This window comes from Embleya sp. NPDC020886 (assembly GCF_044333915.1).
In the GTDB taxonomy this organism is placed as follows: Bacteria; Actinomycetota; Actinomycetes; order Streptomycetales; family Streptomycetaceae; genus Embleya.
In genome coordinates this window covers 96,984-115,540 of sequence record NZ_JBIRRX010000010.1, presented here as the reverse complement: position 1 = coordinate 115,540, position 18,557 = coordinate 96,984, and the positions used below count along the sequence as shown (strand labels likewise).

General features: G+C 72.6%; 16 protein-coding genes. 3 read left to right on the top strand and 13 right to left on the bottom strand.

All coding sequences use genetic code 11. From position 1 onward, the window contains the following. Positions 1–123 precede the first annotated feature (123 nt). The 12 genes from aroQ to rpsD form a co-directional block, all read right to left on the bottom strand. Positions 124–567 carry a type II 3-dehydroquinate dehydratase gene (aroQ, locus tag ACH4U8_RS30695; protein WP_360313679.1) on the bottom strand — a complete coding sequence of 148 codons (444 nt, stop codon included), beginning with the start codon at positions 565–567 and terminating at the stop codon, positions 124–126. Next, entirely contained in the window at positions 564–1,658 is a 1,095-nt protein-coding gene (gene aroB, locus ACH4U8_RS30690; RefSeq protein WP_395781595.1) for a 3-dehydroquinate synthase, read from the bottom strand. The genes aroQ and aroB overlap by 4 nt, the downstream gene beginning before the upstream one ends. Further along, positions 1,655–2,281, bottom strand: coding sequence for a shikimate kinase (locus tag ACH4U8_RS30685; RefSeq protein WP_395781593.1), 627 nt, complete (start codon positions 2,279–2,281; stop codon positions 1,655–1,657). Before ACH4U8_RS30685 ends, aroB begins: the two co-directional genes overlap by 4 nt. A 4-nt stretch (positions 2,282–2,285) precedes the next feature. Then, the gene (aroC, locus tag ACH4U8_RS30680; RefSeq protein ID WP_360313685.1) at positions 2,286–3,470 is read right to left on the bottom strand and encodes a chorismate synthase; all 1,185 of its coding nucleotides are present in this window, start codon (positions 3,468–3,470) and stop codon (positions 2,286–2,288) included. Positions 3,471–3,632: 162 nt separating this feature from the next. After that, positions 3,633–4,340: an A24 family peptidase gene (locus ACH4U8_RS30675; RefSeq protein WP_360313687.1), complete on the bottom strand. Its 708-nt coding sequence runs from the start codon at positions 4,338–4,340 to the stop codon at positions 3,633–3,635. Positions 4,341–4,603: 263 nt separating this feature from the next. Then, entirely contained in the window at positions 4,604–5,449 is an 846-nt protein-coding gene (locus ACH4U8_RS30670) for a shikimate dehydrogenase (RefSeq protein WP_395781591.1), read from the bottom strand. Further along, complete coding sequence (mltG, locus tag ACH4U8_RS30665) at positions 5,446–6,603, bottom strand: endolytic transglycosylase MltG (protein WP_360313691.1); 1,158 nt, start codon at positions 6,601–6,603, stop codon at positions 5,446–5,448. Before mltG ends, ACH4U8_RS30670 begins: the two co-directional genes overlap by 4 nt. Continuing rightward, a complete protein-coding gene (gene ruvX, locus ACH4U8_RS30660) occupies positions 6,600–7,097 on the bottom strand; it encodes a Holliday junction resolvase RuvX (protein WP_360313693.1) in 498 nt (165 codons plus the stop codon). The genes mltG and ruvX overlap by 4 nt, the downstream gene beginning before the upstream one ends. 135 nt (positions 7,098–7,232) lie before the next feature. After that, positions 7,233–9,902, bottom strand: coding sequence for an alanine--tRNA ligase (alaS, locus tag ACH4U8_RS30655; RefSeq protein WP_395781589.1), 2,670 nt, complete (start codon positions 9,900–9,902; stop codon positions 7,233–7,235). Beyond that, positions 9,902–10,261: a DUF6167 family protein gene (locus ACH4U8_RS30650; RefSeq protein ID WP_360313697.1), complete on the bottom strand. Its 360-nt coding sequence runs from the start codon at positions 10,259–10,261 to the stop codon at positions 9,902–9,904. The genes alaS and ACH4U8_RS30650 overlap by 1 nt, the downstream gene beginning before the upstream one ends. Positions 10,262–10,264: 3 nt before the next feature. Beyond that, positions 10,265–10,699 (bottom strand): DUF948 domain-containing protein, encoded by a 435-nt coding sequence (locus ACH4U8_RS30645; RefSeq protein WP_360313699.1) that lies wholly within the window; start codon positions 10,697–10,699, stop codon positions 10,265–10,267. A 172-nt stretch (positions 10,700–10,871) separates the two neighbouring features. Next, positions 10,872–11,480: a 30S ribosomal protein S4 gene (gene rpsD / locus ACH4U8_RS30640; RefSeq protein ID WP_360313701.1), complete on the bottom strand. Its 609-nt coding sequence runs from the start codon at positions 11,478–11,480 to the stop codon at positions 10,872–10,874. Between the two features lie 242 nt (positions 11,481–11,722). Between rpsD and ACH4U8_RS30635 the strand changes: the two genes are divergently transcribed. The 3 genes from ACH4U8_RS30635 (at position 11,723) to ACH4U8_RS30625 (ending at position 15,206) form a co-directional block, all read left to right on the top strand. Continuing rightward, positions 11,723–12,496, top strand: coding sequence for a DUF2470 domain-containing protein (locus ACH4U8_RS30635; RefSeq protein WP_360313703.1), 774 nt, complete (start codon positions 11,723–11,725; stop codon positions 12,494–12,496). Positions 12,497–12,819: 323 nt separating this feature from the next. Then, a complete protein-coding gene (locus ACH4U8_RS30630; protein ID WP_395781587.1) occupies positions 12,820–14,319 on the top strand; it encodes a threonine/serine exporter ThrE family protein in 1,500 nt (499 codons plus the stop codon). A 170-nt stretch (positions 14,320–14,489) separates the two neighbouring features. Further along, on the top strand, positions 14,490–15,206 hold the full coding sequence (locus ACH4U8_RS30625; protein WP_395781585.1) for an alpha/beta fold hydrolase: 717 nt from the start codon (positions 14,490–14,492) through the stop codon (positions 15,204–15,206). Between the two features lie 63 nt (positions 15,207–15,269). On the opposite strand, the gene ACH4U8_RS30620 is transcribed toward ACH4U8_RS30625, so the two are convergent. Further along, positions 15,270–17,822 carry an ABC transporter permease gene (locus tag ACH4U8_RS30620; protein WP_395781583.1) on the bottom strand — a complete coding sequence of 851 codons (2,553 nt, stop codon included), beginning with the start codon at positions 17,820–17,822 and terminating at the stop codon, positions 15,270–15,272. Between the last annotated feature and the right edge of the window lie 735 nt (positions 17,823–18,557).

Sequence of the window (18,557 nt, the reverse complement as noted above, 5' to 3'; positions counted from 1 at the left end):
TTATCTGGCTCTGGGGGTGGTGGCCGCGGCGATCGGGGGGTGGTTGGGGGCCGGGGGGGCGGGGGGGGGGGGGGGGGGGGCCCCCGGGCCCCCCCGGGGGGGGCCCCGGGGCCCCCGTCCCGGTCAGCCGTCGAGTTCCTCGGCCAGTGCGCGCAGCGCGAGCCGGTAGGAGCCGATGCCGAAACCGGCGATGGTGCCGCTGGCGACCGCGGCCACCACGCTGGTGTGGCGAAAGCTCTCGCGCGCGTACGGGTTGGAGATGTGTACCTCGATGAACGGCGCGGTGCGCTGGGCCACCGCGTCGCGCAGACCGTACGAGTAGTGCGTGAAGGCGCCGGGGTTCATCACCACCGGGACGCGGCCGTCGGCGGCCTCGTGCATCCAGCGGATGATCTCGCCCTCGTCGTTGGTCTCGCGGACCTCGACGGCGAAGCCGAGTTCGGCGCCGAGCCGCGCGCACTCGGCGACCAGGGCCTGGTACGACGTGGCGCCGTAGACGTCGGGCTCGCGGCTGCCCAGTCGGCCCAGGTTGGGGCCGTTGAGCACGAGCACCCGGCGCGCGCTCACGCCGACACCTCGGCGTAGGCGGCGACCAGGAAGGTCGGGTCGGGAGCCTCCAGGACGACCGGCTTGGCCAGGCCGTCCAGGACGATGAAGCGCAACATGTCGCCGCGCGACTTCTTGTCCACGCGCATGGTCTCCAGCAGCTTGGGCCACGCGTCGCCGCGGTAGGTCAGCGGCAGGCCGACCGAGGCGAGCACGGTGCGGTGCCGGTCGGCGGTCGCGTCGTCCAGGCGGCCCGCGATTCGGCCCAGTTCGGCCGCGTAGACCATGCCGACGCTGACCGCCGCGCCGTGCCGCCACTTGTAGCGCTCGGCCTTCTCGATCGCGTGCGCGAGGGTGTGGCCGTAGTTGAGGATCTCCCGTCGGCCGGCTTCCTTGAGGTCGCCGGAGACCACGTCGGCCTTGACCCGGATGGCGCGGGTGATCAGCTCGGCGGTGTCCTTGCCCTGCGGAGCGCGGGCCGCCTCGGGGTCGGCCTCGATCAGGTCCAGGATCACCGGGTCGGCGATGAAGCCGGCCTTGATCACCTCGGCGAGTCCGCTGACGTAGTCGTTGCGCGGCAACGATTCCAGCGTGGCCAGATCGGCGAGCACGCCGGCGGGCGGGTGGAACGCGCCGACCAGGTTCTTGCCCTCGGCGGTGTTGATGCCGGTCTTGCCGCCGACGGCCGCGTCGACCATGCCCAGCAGTGTGGTGGGCATCGCGATCCAGCGCACACCGCGCAGCCAGGTGGCCGCGACGAAGCCGGCGAGGTCGGTGGTGGCGCCGCCGCCGATGCCGACGATCACGTCGGAGCGGGTGAAGCCGGTCTGCCCCAGCACCGACCAGCAGTACGCCGCGACCGCGACGTCCTTGGCCTCCTCGGCGTTGGGCACCTGGATCGCGATCGCCTCGTAGCCCTGCGCCGCGAGGTCCTCGCGGACCGCCTCGCCGGTTGCGGTCAGCGCCTCGGGGTGCAGGATCGCCACCCGGCGGGCGGCGGTGCCGATCAGGCCCGCGAGTTCGCCGAGCAGGCCGGCGCCGACGAGCACGTCGTAGGGCTCCGCGCCGCCGCCGACGCGGATCCGGACGGGCTCGGAGGGGTTGCCGCTCATCGATTCACGTCTTTCTCGGGCACGGTCCGCCCGGATGGGGTCGGGTCGGTGGCGGTCCGTCCGGCGAGGCCGAGGCCGACCCGGATCTCGGCTGCCACGTCCTGCGGGGTGCGCCCGGCGGTGTTCACCGTGACGGCGGCGACCTCGGTGTACAGCGGTCGGCGCTGCTCCATCAACTCGCGCCAGCGGGCCCTGGGGTTGCCCACCAGGAGCGGGCGCGGCGCGTCCAGCCCCACCCGCTTGACCGCGTCCGCGATGTCGACCTCCAGGAAGACCACCCGATGCCCCTTCAGCAGCACCCGGGTGGCGTCGTCCAGGATCGCGCCGCCGCCGAGCGCGAGCACACCGGTGTGTTCGACCAGGGCCGCGGCGACCGCCTCGTGTTCGAGCGCCCGGAAGTGCGGTTCGCCCTCGTCGACGAAGATGTCCGGGATGGACTTGCCGGCCCGCGCCTCGACGTCGGCGTCGGTGTCGCGGAAGCCGACCCCGTGCGCCTCGGCGAGCAGCAGGCCCACCGTCGTCTTGCCCGCGCCGGGCGGCCCGACCAGGACCACCAGCGGGCGGGCGCCCTCGTCTTCGCTGTGCACCGTCTCGATGTCCCCTGCGTCCCCGGTGTCCGCCATCGCGCTACCGAATCTCCAGCGCGTCCAGGTAGCCGCGCACGTTGCGGGTCGTTTCGGCGACCGAGTCGCCGCCGAACTTCTCGGTGACCAGGTCGGCCAGCACGAGCGCGACCATCGCCTCGGCCACGATGCCGGAGGCCGGGACGGCCGCGACGTCGGAGCGCTGGTGGTGTGCCTGCGCGGGCTCGCCGGTGCGCACGTCGAAGGTGGCCAGTGCGCGGGGCACGGTGGCGATCGGCTTCATCGCCGCACGCACCCGCAACACCTCGCCGGTGGACATGCCGCCCTCGACGCCGCCGGAGCGGTGCGAGGTGCGCTTGGCGCCCTCGGGGGTGTTGACGATCTCGTCGTGCGCCTTCGAGCCGCGCACCCGGGCCAGTTCGAAGCCGTCGCCGAGTTCGACGCCCTTGATCGCCTGGATGCCCATCAGCGCACCCGCGAGCCGCGAGTCGAGCCGACGGTCCCAGTGCACGTGGCTGCCCAGGCCCGGCGGCAGCCCGTAGGCGAGCACCTCGACCACGCCGCCGAGGGTGTCCCCGGCCTTCTGCGCGTCGTCCACCTCGGCGACCATCGCGGCCGAGGCGTCCGGGTCGTAGCAGCGCACCGGGTCGGCGTCCAGGCGCTCGGTGTCGTCGGGGCCGGGCAGCACGCCCGCGGGTGCCTTGGCCGCACCGAACTCGACCACGTGGCTGACGATCCGGATGCCGGCCACCTGCTCCAGGAACGCCTTGGCGACCGCGCCGAGCGCGACCCGGGCGGCGGTCTCCCGGGCGCTGGCCCGCTCCAGGATCGGCCGGGCGTCCTCGAAGCCGTACTTCTGCATGCCGGCCAGGTCGGCGTGGCCGGGGCGGGGCCGGGTCAGCGCGGCGTTGCGGGCCTGCGCGGCGAGCACCTCGGGGTCCACCGGGTCGGCCGACATGACCGTCTCCCACTTGGGCCACTCGGTGTTGCCGACCATGATCGCCACCGGGCCGCCCTGGGTGCGGCCGTGCCGGACGCCACCGAGGAAGGTGACCTCGTCGCGCTCGAACTTCATCCGCGCGCCGCGCCCGTAGCCCAGCCGGCGGCGCGCGAGCGCGTCCGCGACCAGGTCGGTCGTGATGGGCACGCCGGCGGGCAGCCCTTCGAGGGTGGCCACGAGTGCGGGGCCGTGCGACTCCCCGGCGGTCAGCCAGCGTAGGTTGCCCACGAATGCTCCTTTTTGCGCTTGCCGCATACCGCGTCCGGGGGATGCCACGGGGGCCGTCCCGGTTGCGCCCGGCGGATGTCCACCCGAATCCTTTCATGCCGGCGGCGGGCCCTCATCGCCGCGTCCAGGTGTCGGACAGCCGCCGCGCGAGCCGGAGTCGTCTCACCAGGCGAGATGCAATCGGGACAACTCGGTGCCGCACAACACCCCGCCCAGCGCCCCGAGCAGCAGCCAGGGCCCGAACGGCAGCCGACTGTCCCGACGCACCCGCCCGGCCGAGATCAGCACCGTCGCGGTGAGCCCGGCGAGCAGGAACGCCAGGAACGCGCCGGTGACCAGCACGCCCCAGCCCAGCCAGGTCAGATGCAGGCCGAGCACGCCGGCGAGTTTGACGTCGCCCATGCCCAGGCTGCCGCGGGACAGCGCGGCCAGGCACACGTGGTATCCGGCCAGCGTGACGCCGCCGAGAAGGGCCCGTCGGTAGGCGGTGAAGTCGCCCAGGGCGAGCGACTCCATGCCCAGCAGGGTCAACCCGGTGGCCAGCGTCACCAGCAGCACCGGGTCGGGCAATCGCAACGTGCGCACGTCCACGATGGCCAGCGTGATGCCGGCGACCGCGAGCACCAGGAACGCGAGCAGGTCCAGGCCCGGCCCGAGCCGCCAGGCCAGCAGGGCGCAGACCAGGGCGGTCAGCGCGGCGACCGGCAGCGGACCGAACCGCCCGGTGGCCGCCGTCACCGGTTCGGCGACGACCGGCGAGCGCGGCCCCGGGCCGGCGCCCTGACCGAGCAGGAGATGGATGGGACGGGGCAGACCGAGCCCGGCGACGAAGCCGAGCAGCGCGCAAACGAGAGTGAGGCCGAGGAACACGCCTGTGACGATACGCAGAATCCAATGCCGGTCACGTTCCGTCGTACCCAGGGCCGATCCGATGATCGCAAGGATCCCGCTGCCTGGGGACGACGGATTCGACCGAGGGCACGCCGATCGGTCGGGCCGAAATCCGCCCGGCCTCGACCGGCCGTGCCTCGACCCGCCCGCCTCGACCCGCCCGGGTCACGCGGACCCCGGCGGCCATCGGCTCGCGCCGATCAACCCCGACCGATCAACCCCATGTGCTCAACCCCGTGTGCTCAACCCCGCCCCGCCAACGCCGCCTCGCCCGCCGCGCGCATCGCGGCCAACGGCCCCGGCCGTCCGGTCATCAGCTCGACCTGGAGCACCGCCTGGTGCACGAGCAGGTCGAGCCCGCCCACCACGGTGCCGCCCGCGTGGCCCCACGCACCCGCGAGCGCGGTGGGCCACGGGTCGTACACGACGTCGAAGAGCACGCCGGGCCCGGTGGGCACCTCGATCGCGAGGTGGTCCACCGCGCCCTTGGGCGTGGTGGCCACCACCAGCGGCGCGCGCAGCGCCTCGGCCGCCTCGGTCCACGGGCACACCCGCACCGCGACGCCCAGCCGCTCGCCCGCCACCCGCATCTCGCGGGCCCGCTCCTCGCCGCGCACGTACACCCGCACCGGCCCGTCGGTGATCTCGCGCAACGCGGCCAGCGCCGAGGTCGCGGTGGCGCCCGCGCCGAGCACGGCCGCCGACTCGACCCGGTGCACGCCGCGTTCGCGCAGCGCCGCGACCAGGCCCGGCACGTCGGTGTTCGCACCGAGTCGCCGGCCGTCGGCGGCGCACACCACGGTGTTCACCGCGTCCACGTCGCGCGCGACCGGCTCGATCTCGTCCAGCAGCTGACGGATCGCCCGTTTGAGCGGCATGGTCAAGGACAACCCGGCCCAGGACGCGTCGAGTTCGGCGACGAAGCCCGGCAGGGCCGCCTCGTCGACCTCGAACGCGTCGTAGGACCAGTGGGTCAGGCCCAGTTCGGCGTACGCGGCCCGGTGCAGGACCGGCGACAACGAGTGCCGGATGGGCGAGCCGAGCACGGCGGCCCGGCGCGGGATCGGGGTCGGTGTCGGGGTCGTCACGGGCTCGGGTGTTCCTTGATCCACTTGTTCAACTCGCCCTTGAACTCCTGGAATTCGCTGTCGTTGTCGGTGAACTTCGTGGTGCCCGCGATCGGGTCGACGGTGACGAAGTACAGGTACTTGCCCGCCGGCGGCGACACCGCCGCGTCGATCGCGGCCTTGCTCGGGCTGCCGATCGGACCGGGCGGCAGGCCCTTCTTGACGCGCGTGTTGTACGGGTTGCTCGCGTCGTTGAGTTCCTTGTTGGTGAGCTGGATGTTGCTCTTGCCGAGGTAGTAGTTGACCGTCGAGTCCAGCCCCAGCGACATGTTCTTGCCGAGCCGGTTGTAGATGACCTGGGCGACCTTGCCCTTGTCGTCGGTGGTCTTGCCCTCGGCCTCGACCAGGCTGGCGATGATGATCAGGTCGTAGGGCGACTTGTTCAGTTGTTGGGCCTTCGCCGGGAGGCCGTCCTTGTCGTACTCCTTGACCGCCTTGGCGACCATGTCCTTGAGCACCACGAGCGGGTCCATGCCGGGGGCCGCGACGTAGGACGCCGGGAACAGGAAGCCCTCGATGTTGCCCTTGGCGTAGTCCGGCAGTCCGAGCGAGGGGTCCTTCGCGGCGGCCTCGACCTTCTCCTTCGGCACCTTGAGCGTCTTGGCCAGCGACTCGAAGACCTGGGCCGAGCGCGCGCCGGGCTTGAGGATGAAGTCCTGCTTGTTCTTCGGGTTGACCAGGATCTCGAAGGCGGCCTTGGCGGACATGTGCTTGGCCATCGTGTACGCGCCGGGCTGGATCTTGGACGCGCGCTGGTCCTTGTCCTCGCGGGCGACCTTGGTGAACGCCTCGACACTCTTGGTGACGCCGGCCCGCTTCAGCTCGTTGGCCATCTGGGGGGTGGCCCAACCCTGCTTGATCTCGACGACGAGCGTGCCCGAGCCGCTGCCGCTGTAGTCCGGCGGCGGGCCGAAACGGTCCTTCAGGAAGCCGTAGGCCCAGTAGCCACCGCCGCCGACGACGGCCAGGACGATCACGAGCGCGAGGGAGACCGCACAACCGCTGCGGTTCTTCTTCTTCCGGCCCCGGCCGCGCCGGCCGCCCCGTGAGTTGTCGTCCTTACCGCGTCGCCGGCTGCGCGGCTCCGACTCCATGCGCAGTCCGAGATCGCTCATGCCGTGGGCCTTTCAGAGTCGGAGACGGACCCGGCCGGGGCAGGTGACACGGCCAGGCCCGGAGGACGTCCGGAACCGCGCTCGGTGTCGAGCGCGTTTTGCAGGATCACGATCGCGGCCGCCTGGTCGACGACGCCGCGGGCCTTCTTCGCCTTGACGCCGGACGCCTGGAGACCGCGGGTGGCGGTGACGGTGGTCAACCGCTCGTCCACCAGGCGTACTCCGATCGCCGGGTCGAGCGCGGCGACCAGGCGGCCGGCGAACAGCCGGGCCTTGGCCGCTGCGGCGCCCTCCTTGCCGGAGAGCGAACGCGGCAGTCCGACCACCACCTCGATCGCCTCGTACTCGGCGACGATCTCCAGGACCCGGGCGATGTCGCGCTTGCCTGCGGGCACGGTCTCCACCGGGGTGGCGATCAAGCCGTGCGGATCACTGGCCGCGACGCCGATCCGAACGTCTCCCACGTCGACCGCAATTCGTACTCCGCGTCTCAAGGTCGGCTCTCCGTCACAGAACTCTGCGTCATTGAACTATTCGGGCATGCCGCCCGGTCATACAAGTCCCCCGGTGGTACGGGAGTCCGGTTCCAGACTTCCACACACACCGGGGGAACGAGGGTAGGGGACGACTCAGGAGGCGCGTTCGGAGACTGTCCGGGTGACTGCGGCCAGCGCGTCGGCCACCTTGGTCGGGTCCGAACCGCCGCCCTGGGCCACGTCGTCCTTGCCGCCGCCGCCACCGCCGAGGGTCTGCGCGGCCACCCGCACCAGCTCGCCGGCCTTGACGCCACGCTCGCGCGCGGCCTCGTTGGCGGCCACCACGACCATCGGCTTGCCGTTCACCACGGACACCACCGCGACCGCCGCCGGGCGCGCCGCCAGCCGGCCGCGCACGTCCAGCGCGAGCTTGCGCAGGTCGTCCGGCGTGGTGCCGTCCGGCAGTTGCGCGGTCGCCAGTGCGACGCCGTGCACGTCCTGGGCACCGTCCACCAGACCCGCGGCGGCCTGGAGCACCTGGGCACCGCGCAGCGCCGCGATCTCCTTCTCCGCGTCGCGCAGCTTGGCCATGATCGAGGCGACCCGCTCGGGCAGGTCCTCCGGGCGGCCCTTCACCACTTCGGTGAGCTGGTTGACGATGGTGTGCTCGCGCGCCAGGAAGTTGTACGCGTCGGCGCCCACCAGCGCCTCGACCCGACGCACGCCGGCGCCGATCGAGGACTCGCCGAGCAGCTTGACCAGGCCCAGTTGGGCGGTGTTGTGCACGTGCGTGCCGCCGCACAGTTCCTTGGAGTAGTCCCCCATGGTGACCACGCGGACCCGGTCGCCGTACTTCTCGCCGAACATCATCACGGCGCCCTGCTTCTTCGCCTCGTCCATCGACATCACCTCGGCGGTGACGTCCAGGTCGCGCGCGAGCACCTCGTTGATCTTCTGCTCGACGTCGGTGAGCACGCTGCCGGGCACCGCGCCCGGTGCGCCGAAGTCGAACCGGAAGCGGCCCGGCGCGTTCTCCGAGCCGGCCTGCGCCGCGGTCGGGCCGAGCGCGTCGCGCAGCGCCTGGTGGGTCAGGTGCGTCGCGCTGTGGGCGCGCGCGATGGCGTTCCGCCGGTTGTTGTCGATCCGGGCCGACGCCTGAGCGCCGACCAGGACTTCGCCGACCTGCACGCGGCCGCGGTGCACCGTGACGCCGGCCACCGGGGTCTGCACGTCGCGGATCTCGACCACGGCGCCGGTGTCCAGCCGGATCCGGCCGGTGTCGGCGAGCTGGCCGCCGCCCTCGGCGTAGAAGGGGGTGCGGTCCAGGATCACCTCGACCTCGTCGCCCTCGTGCGCGGCGGGCGCGGGCACACCGTCGACGAGCAGGCCGACCACGGTCGCCTCGCCCGAGGTGTCGTGGTAGCCGGTGAACTCGGTGCCACCGGCCGAGTCCGCCACCTCGCGGTAGACGGAGAGGTCGGCGAGCCCCTGCTTGCGCGCCTGGGCGTCCTTCTTGGCCCGCTGCCGCTGCTCGTTCATCAGCCGGCGGAAGCCGTCCTCGTCGACCGCCAGGCCCTGTTCGGCGGCGATCTCCAGGGTCAGGTCGATCGGGAAGCCCTCGGTGTCGTGCAGCAGGAACGCCACCTCGCCCGGGAGCACCGCGGAGCCGGAGCTCTTCGCCTTGACGATCGACTCGTCGAGCAGTGCGGTGCCCTCCTGAAGGCGGGTCAGGAAGCGCTTCTCCTCGGCCACCGAGACCGCGTCGATGCGCTCGGCCTCCTCGATCAGGTTCGGGTACTGCGGACCCATCGCCTTGATCGTGGTCTCGACCAGGTCGTGCAGCGTCTCGCCGGAGGCGCCGAGCAGGCGCATGTTGCGGATCGCCCGGCGCATCATCCGGCGCAGCACGTAGCCGCGGCCCTCGTTGCCGGGCACCACGCCGTCGCCGATCAGCATCACGGCGGTGCGCACGTGGTCGGCCACCACGCGCAGCGAGACGTCGTCCTTGTGGTCTTGGCCGTAGGTCTTGCCCGCGAGGTCGGCGGCGCGGTCCAGGATCATCCGCGACGTGTCGATCTCGTACAGGTTGTCGACACCCTGCAGGATGCACGCGAGGCGTTCCAGGCCGAGCCCGGTGTCGATGTTCTTCGCGGGCAGCTCGCCCAGGATCGGGTAGTCGTCCTTGCCGGTGCCCGAACCGCGCTCGTACTGCATGAAGACCAGGTTCCAGATCTCCAGGTAGCGCTCACCGTTGACCGCCGGGCCGCCCTCCTCGCCGTAGGCGGGGCCGCGGTCGTAGTTGATCTCCGAGCACGGACCGCACGGACCGGGCACGCCCATCGACCAGAAGTTCTCCGACTTGCCCAGCCGCTGGATGCGTTCGGCGGGCACGCCGATCACGTCCCGCCAGATGCGCTCGGCCTCGTCGTCGTCGAGGTAGACGGTGATCCACAACTTCTCCGGGTCCAGCCCGTAGCCACCCTCCTCGATCGAGTTGGTGAGCAACTCCCAGGCGAAGCCGATCGCGCCTTCCTTGAAGTAGTCGCCGAACGAGAAGTTGCCGCACATCTGGAAGAACGACCCGTGTCGGGTGGTCTTGCCGACCTCCTCGATGTCGAGGGTGCGCACGCACTTCTGCACGCTGGTGGCGCGCTTGAAGCTCGGCTTGACCTCCCCGAGGAAGTACGGCTTGAACGGCACCATGCCGGCGTTCACCAGAAGCAGCGTGGGATCGTCCGCGACCAGCGAGGCCGAGGGGACGACGGTGTGTCCGCGCTCTGCGAAAAAGCGCAGCCAGCGCTTGCGGATCTCTGCCGATTCCATCAGCTGCCGTCCCTTCGGTCGTACCTTGCTTTGCCTTCGTACAGCTCACGCGGGTCGTACAGATCACGCCCGTCGTGCCAGTCGTCGTGCGGTTCGCGGCTGCCGGGCAACACGCGCCGCACCGGAGCGGGCGGCAACGACGCGGCGGCCACGTCCGCGCCGATCGCGCGGTAGAGCTCCTGCTCGCGTTCGGCCATGCCCGCGCGGATCTCGTCCGCGAAGTACTTGATCGCCTCGCCGATGCCGGTGACATTGTCGGCGACGCCCTCGGGCGTGTACTTGTACGCCTTGTCCTTGACCTTGCGCGCGGCCCAGACGCCGGCACCGGCGCCGACCGCGATCCAGAACAGCCTCGCCATCGGTCAGCCCCTCCCGCGCATGCTGCGCTGCCGTGCGACCTTCTGCGCCTTGGCCGCGATCCGCACCCGGCGGCCGAGTTCGGCTCGCTGCTGCGCGGAGAGCGCGCGGCGGACGCCGTAGCTGAACGCGGCGGTCTTCACGAGCGGGCCGCCCAGGGTGGCGGCGACCGTGGAGGAGAGCGCGGTGGCGTTCGTGGTCATGGTCTGCACGTTGCCCGCGATCTGGTCGACCCGGCCCATCTGGGCATTCGTCGCCCGGACCGTCTCGGTCACCTCGTCGAGCAGCGGAACGGCTCGGTCCGCCACCCCTGCGACCAGGGTCGTGGCCTCCTTGAGCACCTTCGCCAGCTTGACCAGAGCCACCGCGAGAAAGGCGACCAGGATCGCCCAGAAAACCGCGATGATCATCAGCGCGACTTCGCCACCCGACACCGTCATGCGCTCCTTGATGAGTGGGATCAGTCGAGGCGGCAGACATGCGTGGCCGCCTCGGAAAACCCGACCCTACCGCGACCGCGCGGGTCTCCTCGTCCGAGGAAACCCGCGCGGTCGGTGTGGCGCGTGTGTCGACTTGATGTGGCTCGCGTTTCGCGCGGAGCGCGCTCGCGGATCAGCGCGAGTAGTACTCGACGACCAACTGCTCGTCGCAGATCACCGGGACCTCACGGCGCTGCGGGAGCCGGTCCAGCCGGGCCATCAGCTTGTCCAGCCGGGCCTCGATGTAACGCGGGGTCTCGGCGGCGGCGAACCCGCCGGCCTGGACCACCTGGAACAGCGGCTTGGTCCGGCTGCGCTCGCGCACCCCGACGATGTCCTCGGGCTTGAGCCGGTAGGACGGCTTGTCCACCTTGCCGCCGTTGACCTCGATGTGGCCGTGGGTGACCATCTGGCGCGCCTGGTAGACGGTGCGCGCGAAGCCCGCGCGCAGCACGAACGCGTCGAGCCGGCGCTCCAGGTCGACCACCAGTTCGTCGCCGGTCTTGCCCGCGTGCTTGTTGGCCCGGTCGAACGCGGCCCGCATCTGGACCTCGGAGATGTCGTACTGGAAGCGCAGGCGCTGCTTCTCCATCAGCCGGGTCTTGTAGTCCGAGGACTGCTTGCGACCGCGACCGTGCTCGCCCGGCGGGTAGGGCCGGTTCTCCAGGTACTTCGCGGCCTTGGGCGTGAGCGCCACACCGAGCGCACGGCTGCGCCGGATCTTCGGTCGGGTCTGATTCACAGTCGGGTCCTCCGTGCGGGGGTGTTTCGGTGTGGGTCGTCCTGGTGGGCCGCCTGGGTGTGGGTCGCCGCCGCGGTCGGCCCGGTCGCGTCGGCGGTCCCTCGGGGGGCGCCTTCGCTCGGGCCGCCGTGACGCGGGTCGCCTTGCCAAGATCGGTGCACTTAGGTAAGCCTAACCTTAACGACGATGCGTTCGGTAGCCCACACAGGGGTCGCAAACGAGCGCCGCACCTGGAGGACGCCATGTCTGTTCCCACCGAGGCCAACGCCGGGCGTACCGATCTCTCTTCCCGACGACCGCTGACCGCCGAGCGGGCCCGCACGCTGGCCGCGTTCGCCGGGTCGGCCACCCTGGAGCTGCCCGGCGACCGGGAGGAACCGGTGGTCCCGGCCGCCCGAGTCGTCGAGCCGGACGGGTCGCTGCTGCTGCTCGTCCCGGGCGAGACCGCCGCGGTCGTGCTGACCTCGCGCGAGGACGTGGCCGCCGTGCTGCACCTGGTGGACGTCGCGCCGGTCGCCGTGCCGCACCGGGTCCGGGCGCACTGCTGGATCGCGGGCTGGCTGAGCATCCCCACCGGCGCCGACGCCGACCGGGCCGCCACCCTGCTCGCCGAGTCGGCCCAGGACCCCACCGCGTCCCCGCGGGCGGGCACCATCGTGCGTCTGGAGGTCGGCGAAGTGCTGGTCGACGACCTGTGGGGCACCGGGCACGTCGAGCCGGAGGAGTACGCGGACGCCGAGCCCGACCCGCTGGCGGTCCACGAGGCCGAACTGCTCCAGCACCTCGCCGCCGCCCACGGCAACGACCTGTGCCGGCTGGCGAGCCTGGCGGGCGCGCCGGCCTGCGACGAGCGGGTCGCGCCGGTGTCGCTGGACCGGCACGGCATCCGGCTGCGCACCGGCGGGCCCGAGCGTACGTGCGATGTGCGGTTCGAGTTCGAGACGCCGGTCTCGGGTCCGATGCAACTGGGTGAGGCGCTGCGCCGGTTGCTGCAGGGGGTGCACGGGCAGGCGTGATTTCGGGCCGCTGCCGTGCCGGTCGGGACGGGGCGGCGTTTCCGGGTCGCATGATGCGCCCGGGCGCGGGCAGTCTCCCGGTCCGGGATCGGTCGTACGGGGTCGGGCACGGTGGTGCGCGATCCGGTGCGCCCGGGCGCGGCGGCGTCGTGCCGCGCACCCGGCCGCGTCGTGGTGCGCCGTATCGGGTGCCGGGGACCGGCTAACGTTTCCGGTCGCGGCACCGGGTGGCGATCCACTCGGGCGGCTCGCCCCGGCGGACCGGGCGCGAGACCGCCGACGCGGGACGACCGCGACGCGAACGGCGGAAGGGACCACACGGGGTGTCGGAGCAACATTCGCGGCACAGGCCGGAGGAACCGGCGGACGGGGACGGCCGCGACCATCCGAACCCCCGCGCCCCCTGGGAGCCGGAACCCCGGCCGACGCCTCGCTCCGGGGCCAGCCCGTGGCAGGACCGGCTGCGCACCCAGTTGCGGTTCAGCGGGCACACCGCGAGCATCCCGATCGTGCCCGCGCCGGAGAAGCCGGAGGCCGGCCCCTCGGTGCCGCGCGTGCTCGACCTGGCGCTGCGTACCGGCGAATTGTTGCTGGCCAGCGGCGAGGGCGGGGAGGACGTCGAGGCGGCGATGCTGGGCATCACCGACGCGTACGGCCTGGAACGCTGCCAACCCAATGTGACCTTCGTCGCGATCACCCTGTCCTACCAGCCGTCCCTGGTCGAACCGCCGGTCACCGGCGAACGGGTGGTCCGGCGGCGCGCGGTGGACTACACCCGGCTCGACGAGGCGCACCAGTTGGTCTCGGACATCACCGGCGCCGAATTGACCCTGGAGGAGGCGTACCACCGGCTCGCCGACATCCGCCGCAACCGACACCCCTATCCGCGCAACCTGTTGCTGCTGTCCGCCGGGCTGATCGCGGCCTTCGCCAGCGTCATGGTCGGCGGCGGGGTGATCGTGGCCATCGCGGCCTGCGTCGCGGCGCTGATCGGCGAGCGACTGGCGCAGTTGCTCTCCGACCGCGGCGTCCCGGAGTTCTACCAGTTCGTGCTCGCCTCGATGCCGGCCGCCGCGATCACGGTGACGATGATCAAGGTCGGCGTCGGGATCAATCCGTATGCCGTGGTCACCGGCGGGCTGTTCGCGCTGTTGCCCGGGCGGGCCCTGGTCGCCGCCGTCCAGGACGGGTTGACCGGCTTCTACATCACCGCCGCGGCCCGGTTGCTGGAGGTCTTCTACCTGATCGTCGGCATCATCGTCGGCATCTCGATCGTGATCTACATCGGCGACCAGGTGGGCGTGAAGTTCAACGTCGAAGGCACGTTCAACCTCAACGCCAACCCCCGCCTGGTGCAACTCCTGGCGGCGGGCGGGGTGTCGATGACCTTCGCGGTGCTGGTCCAGGTACGGCGGGTGTTGTTGCCGCTCGCCGCGGCGGGCGGCGCGATCGGCTGGGCGGTGTTCCAGGTGCTGCGCGAGGCGGGCGCCGCGCCGGTGCTCGCGACCGCCGTCGCCACGGGACTGCTCGGGCTGCTCGGGCAGTTGCTCGCGCGCTGGCACGGGACGTCGGCGCTGCCGTACGTGATCCCGGCGATCGGCCCGATGTTGCCGGGCAGCGCGATGTATCAGGGCATGCTCGGCCTGGCCCTCGGCCATACCGACACGGGCTGGCGCAGCCTGGTCAACGCGGCGTCGCTGGCCCTGGCACTGGCGGCGGGCGTCAACGTCGGCTCCGAGGCCGCCCGCTTCGTGCTCCCGTCCCCGCCCCCGCGCACCGGCCGCGAGATGCGCCCGGCCTCCAAGCGCACCCGAGGCTTCTGACCGCCGGACCCGGCCCCGCGCCTGCCGGACGTGGGGGTTCGTGGGTGGGGGCGGGAACGACGTGGGCGGCGGGGGCGTTCGGGGATTGGGGCCGGCGGGCGGGGATTGCCGCCTCGGCTCGACGACGGGGTCCGGACGACCGGACCGGGCAGGAAGTATGGAGGCTCCGCATGCCGGACGCGCACGCATCCACCGGGCCGCTCGCGGCGCTGCGTACCTGGTCGCCGCCGAGCGGGACGGACGTTCGCGCGGTCGTCCTGGTCCTGCCCGGCGGTCGGGCGCGCAGTCGGCAACCGGCGTCGACCCGCAATCTGGCCTACCGCCGGATGGTGCCGATCGCCCGGGGCATCCATCGGGCCACCCGCGCGGAGGCTGCCGCCACCTGGCTGCTGCGCTACCGGGTGCGCGGGTGGAACGAGCCCGATCACGATCCGGTCCAGGACGCGTGGTGGGCGCTCGACGGCATCCGGAGCCGGTATCCGCAGGCCGAGGTCACCCTGGTCGGCCACTCGATGGGCGGCCGTACCGCGTTGCGGGTGGCCGAGCACGAGAGTGTGCGCACGGTCTGCGCCCTCGCGCCGTGGATCGAGGACGACGAGCCGTACAAGCACCTCGCCGGCCGGGAGGTGGTGATCGTGCACGGTACGGCCGACCACACCACCAGCCCGAAGGCCTCGCACCGCTACGCGCTGGCCGCCCGGGAGGTCTCCGAGCGGGTCTGCCGCTTCGAACTCGCGGACGGCCACGCGATGGTGCGTCGGGCTCCGGCCTGGACCGACCTGATCCGCCGCACCGTGGTGGGCGCCGTCACCGGCACCGCGGACCCGGAGATCGCCCGGGCGATGACGATGCCGGCTCCGGACGGGCTGCGCGCGATGGTGGGTTGACCCGCGGCGTACGGCGGGTGGGCCGCTCGTGCTCGCTCGGCGCGCAGGGTGGGCCGGTCCGGCTCACTCGGCGCCGATCGCGCCGAGCACGGCGGCACGGGCCGCGGTACGCGCGGGCCAGACCGCCGCGACGACGCCCACGGCCACTCCGAGGGCGAGGAATACGCCGACCGAGTCCCAGGGGACGACCAGCACCAGACCGGGCACCTTGCCACGCAGCGGGCCCAGGATGCCCCAGGCGAGGAACGTGCCCACGGTCACCCCGAGGATCGCGCCGAAGAGGGAGATCACCAGCGATTCGAGTCGCACCATGGTGCGGACCCGCGAGCGGTCGAAGCCGATCGCGCGCAACATCCCGATCTCACGCCTGCGTTCAAAAACCGACATGGCCAGCGTGTTGATCACCCCGAGCACCGCGATCAGCACGGCCATGGCCAGCAACCCGTACATGATCCGGAGCAACAGGTCGACGCTGCGGCTGATGGACTGCCGGATGTCGGTGCGGTCCTCGACCATGATCAACGGGTTGTCGCCGATCGCCCGCTCGATCGTGCGGGTGGTCCGCGCGCCGTCGCCGGCGGCGGTCCGCACCAGGATCGACCGGATGTCGCGGTGGGTGGAATGTGCCCGCATCAGCGCGGCCGGCACGGTGACCTTGGTCAACTGTTCGAGATCGCCCTGGAATCCGCCGATGGTGACGCGGCCCCGGGTGCCGTCGGGATAGTCGATCGGGACCACCGAGCCGATTCGCCAACCGCGCTGCTTCGCGGTGTCCGCCGTGACCAGGATCTCGCCTCGGCGCAGCGCCGCCGCGGCGTCCGGCGTGCCGCCGAGGGCGAGCAATCGTTCGATCGCCGCGGGATCCACCGCGATCACCGCGGCGTTGCGACCGTCCAGCGTCACCGTGTCCCGGATCAGCGGGGACGTCGCGGTGACCCCCGGCACACGGACGACGGCGTCGAGCACGCTCGGGTCGACGGGCGCGCCGTTGACGGTTTTGATCCGGTAGTCGGCCGCGACCTCGGCGATGGCGCGTTCCTCGACGGCCTGCCGGATCGACGCGCCGAGCATGGTCAGACCGGCGATCAGGGAGAGGCCGATGGTCAGCGCCGACGCGGTGGCGGCGGTGCGGCGGGGGTTGCGCACGGCGTTGCGGCGGGCCAGTCGACCGGCCGTGCCGAACGGCCGGTCCAGGAACGGCGCGCCCGCCCCGATCACCGGCCGGGACAACAGCGGGGTGAGCAGGAGGATGCCGACCAGGACCAGGAAGACCCCGACGGCCACCGGCACGCGGCCGCTGTCGGCGGCGGTGGAGCGGCCGTACGCGGTGAGCGCCGCGCCGACGGCGGTCATCAGTGCGCCGGTGGCGCTGCGCCCACGCAGGCCGCCGGGGCCGGCGGGTTGTTCGACGGTGTTCAGTGCGGCGACCGGCGGGATTCGGGACGCGCGCCTGGCGGGCAGCCAGGCGGCGAGCAGGGTGGCGCCGGAGCCCACGAGCAGCGCCACCACGATCGTGCGGCCCTCGACGATCATCGGGCCGGCGGGCAGCGGCGCGCCGAACCGCTCCAGCAGCGACCGGAGCACCCCCGCGAGCGCGATTCCGGCGCCCAGGCCGAGCAGCGACGCCGCCGCGGCGACCGCCGCCGCCTCGGCGAGCACGATTCGGGTGACCTGTCCGCGTCGGGCGCCGACCGCGCGCAACAGGGCGAGCTCGCGGGTGCGTTGGGCGACCAGCATGGTGAAGGTGTTGGCGATGATGAAGGTGGCGACGAACAGCGCGATGCCGGCGAAGGCGAGCAGTGCGACGGTCATCTGCCGCGTACCGGCCTCGATTTGGTCGATCTGCTCGCGGGCGAGCGCCCGTCCGGAATCCACCCGCAGATTGTCGGCGGGGGGCACCACCCGCGCGGCCGCGTCGCGCAGCGCGGTCTCGCTCGTACCGGGGGCCGCGGTCAGGTCGATCTCGCCGTATCGGCCGGGCGCGACCAGCAGTCGCTGGGCGGTCGCGGTGTCGAACAGAACCAGTGAGCCGCCCGCCGACACCCTCGGGTCGTCGGTCCCGAACACGCCGGTCAGCCGGGTCTCCACCATCGGACCGCGCAGCGCGATCCGCACGGTGTCGCCGACCCGGAAGCCGGCCCCGGCCGCGGTCCGCGCGTCCAACGCGATCTCGCGCTCGTTCGTGGGCCCGTGCCCGGCACGCATCGGGAAGCGCGGGTCGACTCCGCCGGCGGTCGGCACGAAGTTGGTCCCGATGGTGCTCCACCCGGATCCGAGCAGGTCGCCGTCGCGGTCCACCACGCCGGTGAAGCCCTCCAGCACGCCCCGCGCCCGCGCGACCCCCGGCAGCGCGCGCAGTCGGGCGAGGGTGTCCTCGGTGAGCGTGGGGTCCGGGCGGCCGTGCTCGCGGGGACCGGTGCGGTCGACGTTGTCGTCGATCACCGCGACGGAAACGTCGGCGAAGCTCTTGGAGGCGCTGTTCTTGAAGGCCCGGCTCAACGTGTCCGTCAGGACCAGGGTGCCGACCACGAATGCGACCCCGAGCAGCACGGCGACGGCGGTCATCGCCAATCTGGCCTTGTACGCGACGACATTGCGCAGAGCAAAACGAAACATGGGCAGCCCCCGAGAGACCGAACCGAGCGATGGGATGCCGCCATCCTCGGCCGCCCCCACCCCCCGGCGCGTCCCCCACCGGTACGGCGTCCCCATCCACCCCACGGCCTCCCCATCCCCCGCCGGCCCCCACCGAACGGCCCCCGCCTCCCCCGCAAGACGGACCCCCGCCCCCACCCACCACTCCCAGCGAACAACAACCCACCACCCAAGCCCGTCGCCCGGCGCGGGCAGCGGACGGCAGGCGGCGAGCGAACGGACCGACCGCGCGGGGCGGCAACGCGGCGAGGCGGGGCCGCAGGCCGGGGCGGCGGAACGGCGGCGCGGCGCGGCCGGGCGGTGGCCCGGTGGGGCAGGCTTCTGGACAGGGACGACCGGCGGCAGCCAAAGCGCGGGACGATCGACGGGCGGCAGGGCGGCAGCGCGGCAGCGAAGGCGTCCGGGCAGGAGCCGACCCGGCGGCAGCCGACGCGCGAGACGATCGGTGACCGGCACGGATGCGCCGAGGGCTGCCGGGCACCGGTCGGCGGCAGCAGCCGATCGACAGACGGCGCGGCCGGGGCAAGGGCTTCCGGACGGGGGTTGGCCCGCGCGGAAGCAACCGACGCGCGGGACGATCGGTGACCGGCACGGATGCGCCGAGGGCTGCCGGGCACCGGTCGGCGACGGGAGCCGATCGACAGGTGGCGCGGCGGCGGCAAGGGGTTCCGGGTGGGGGTTGGCCCGGGCGGTAGC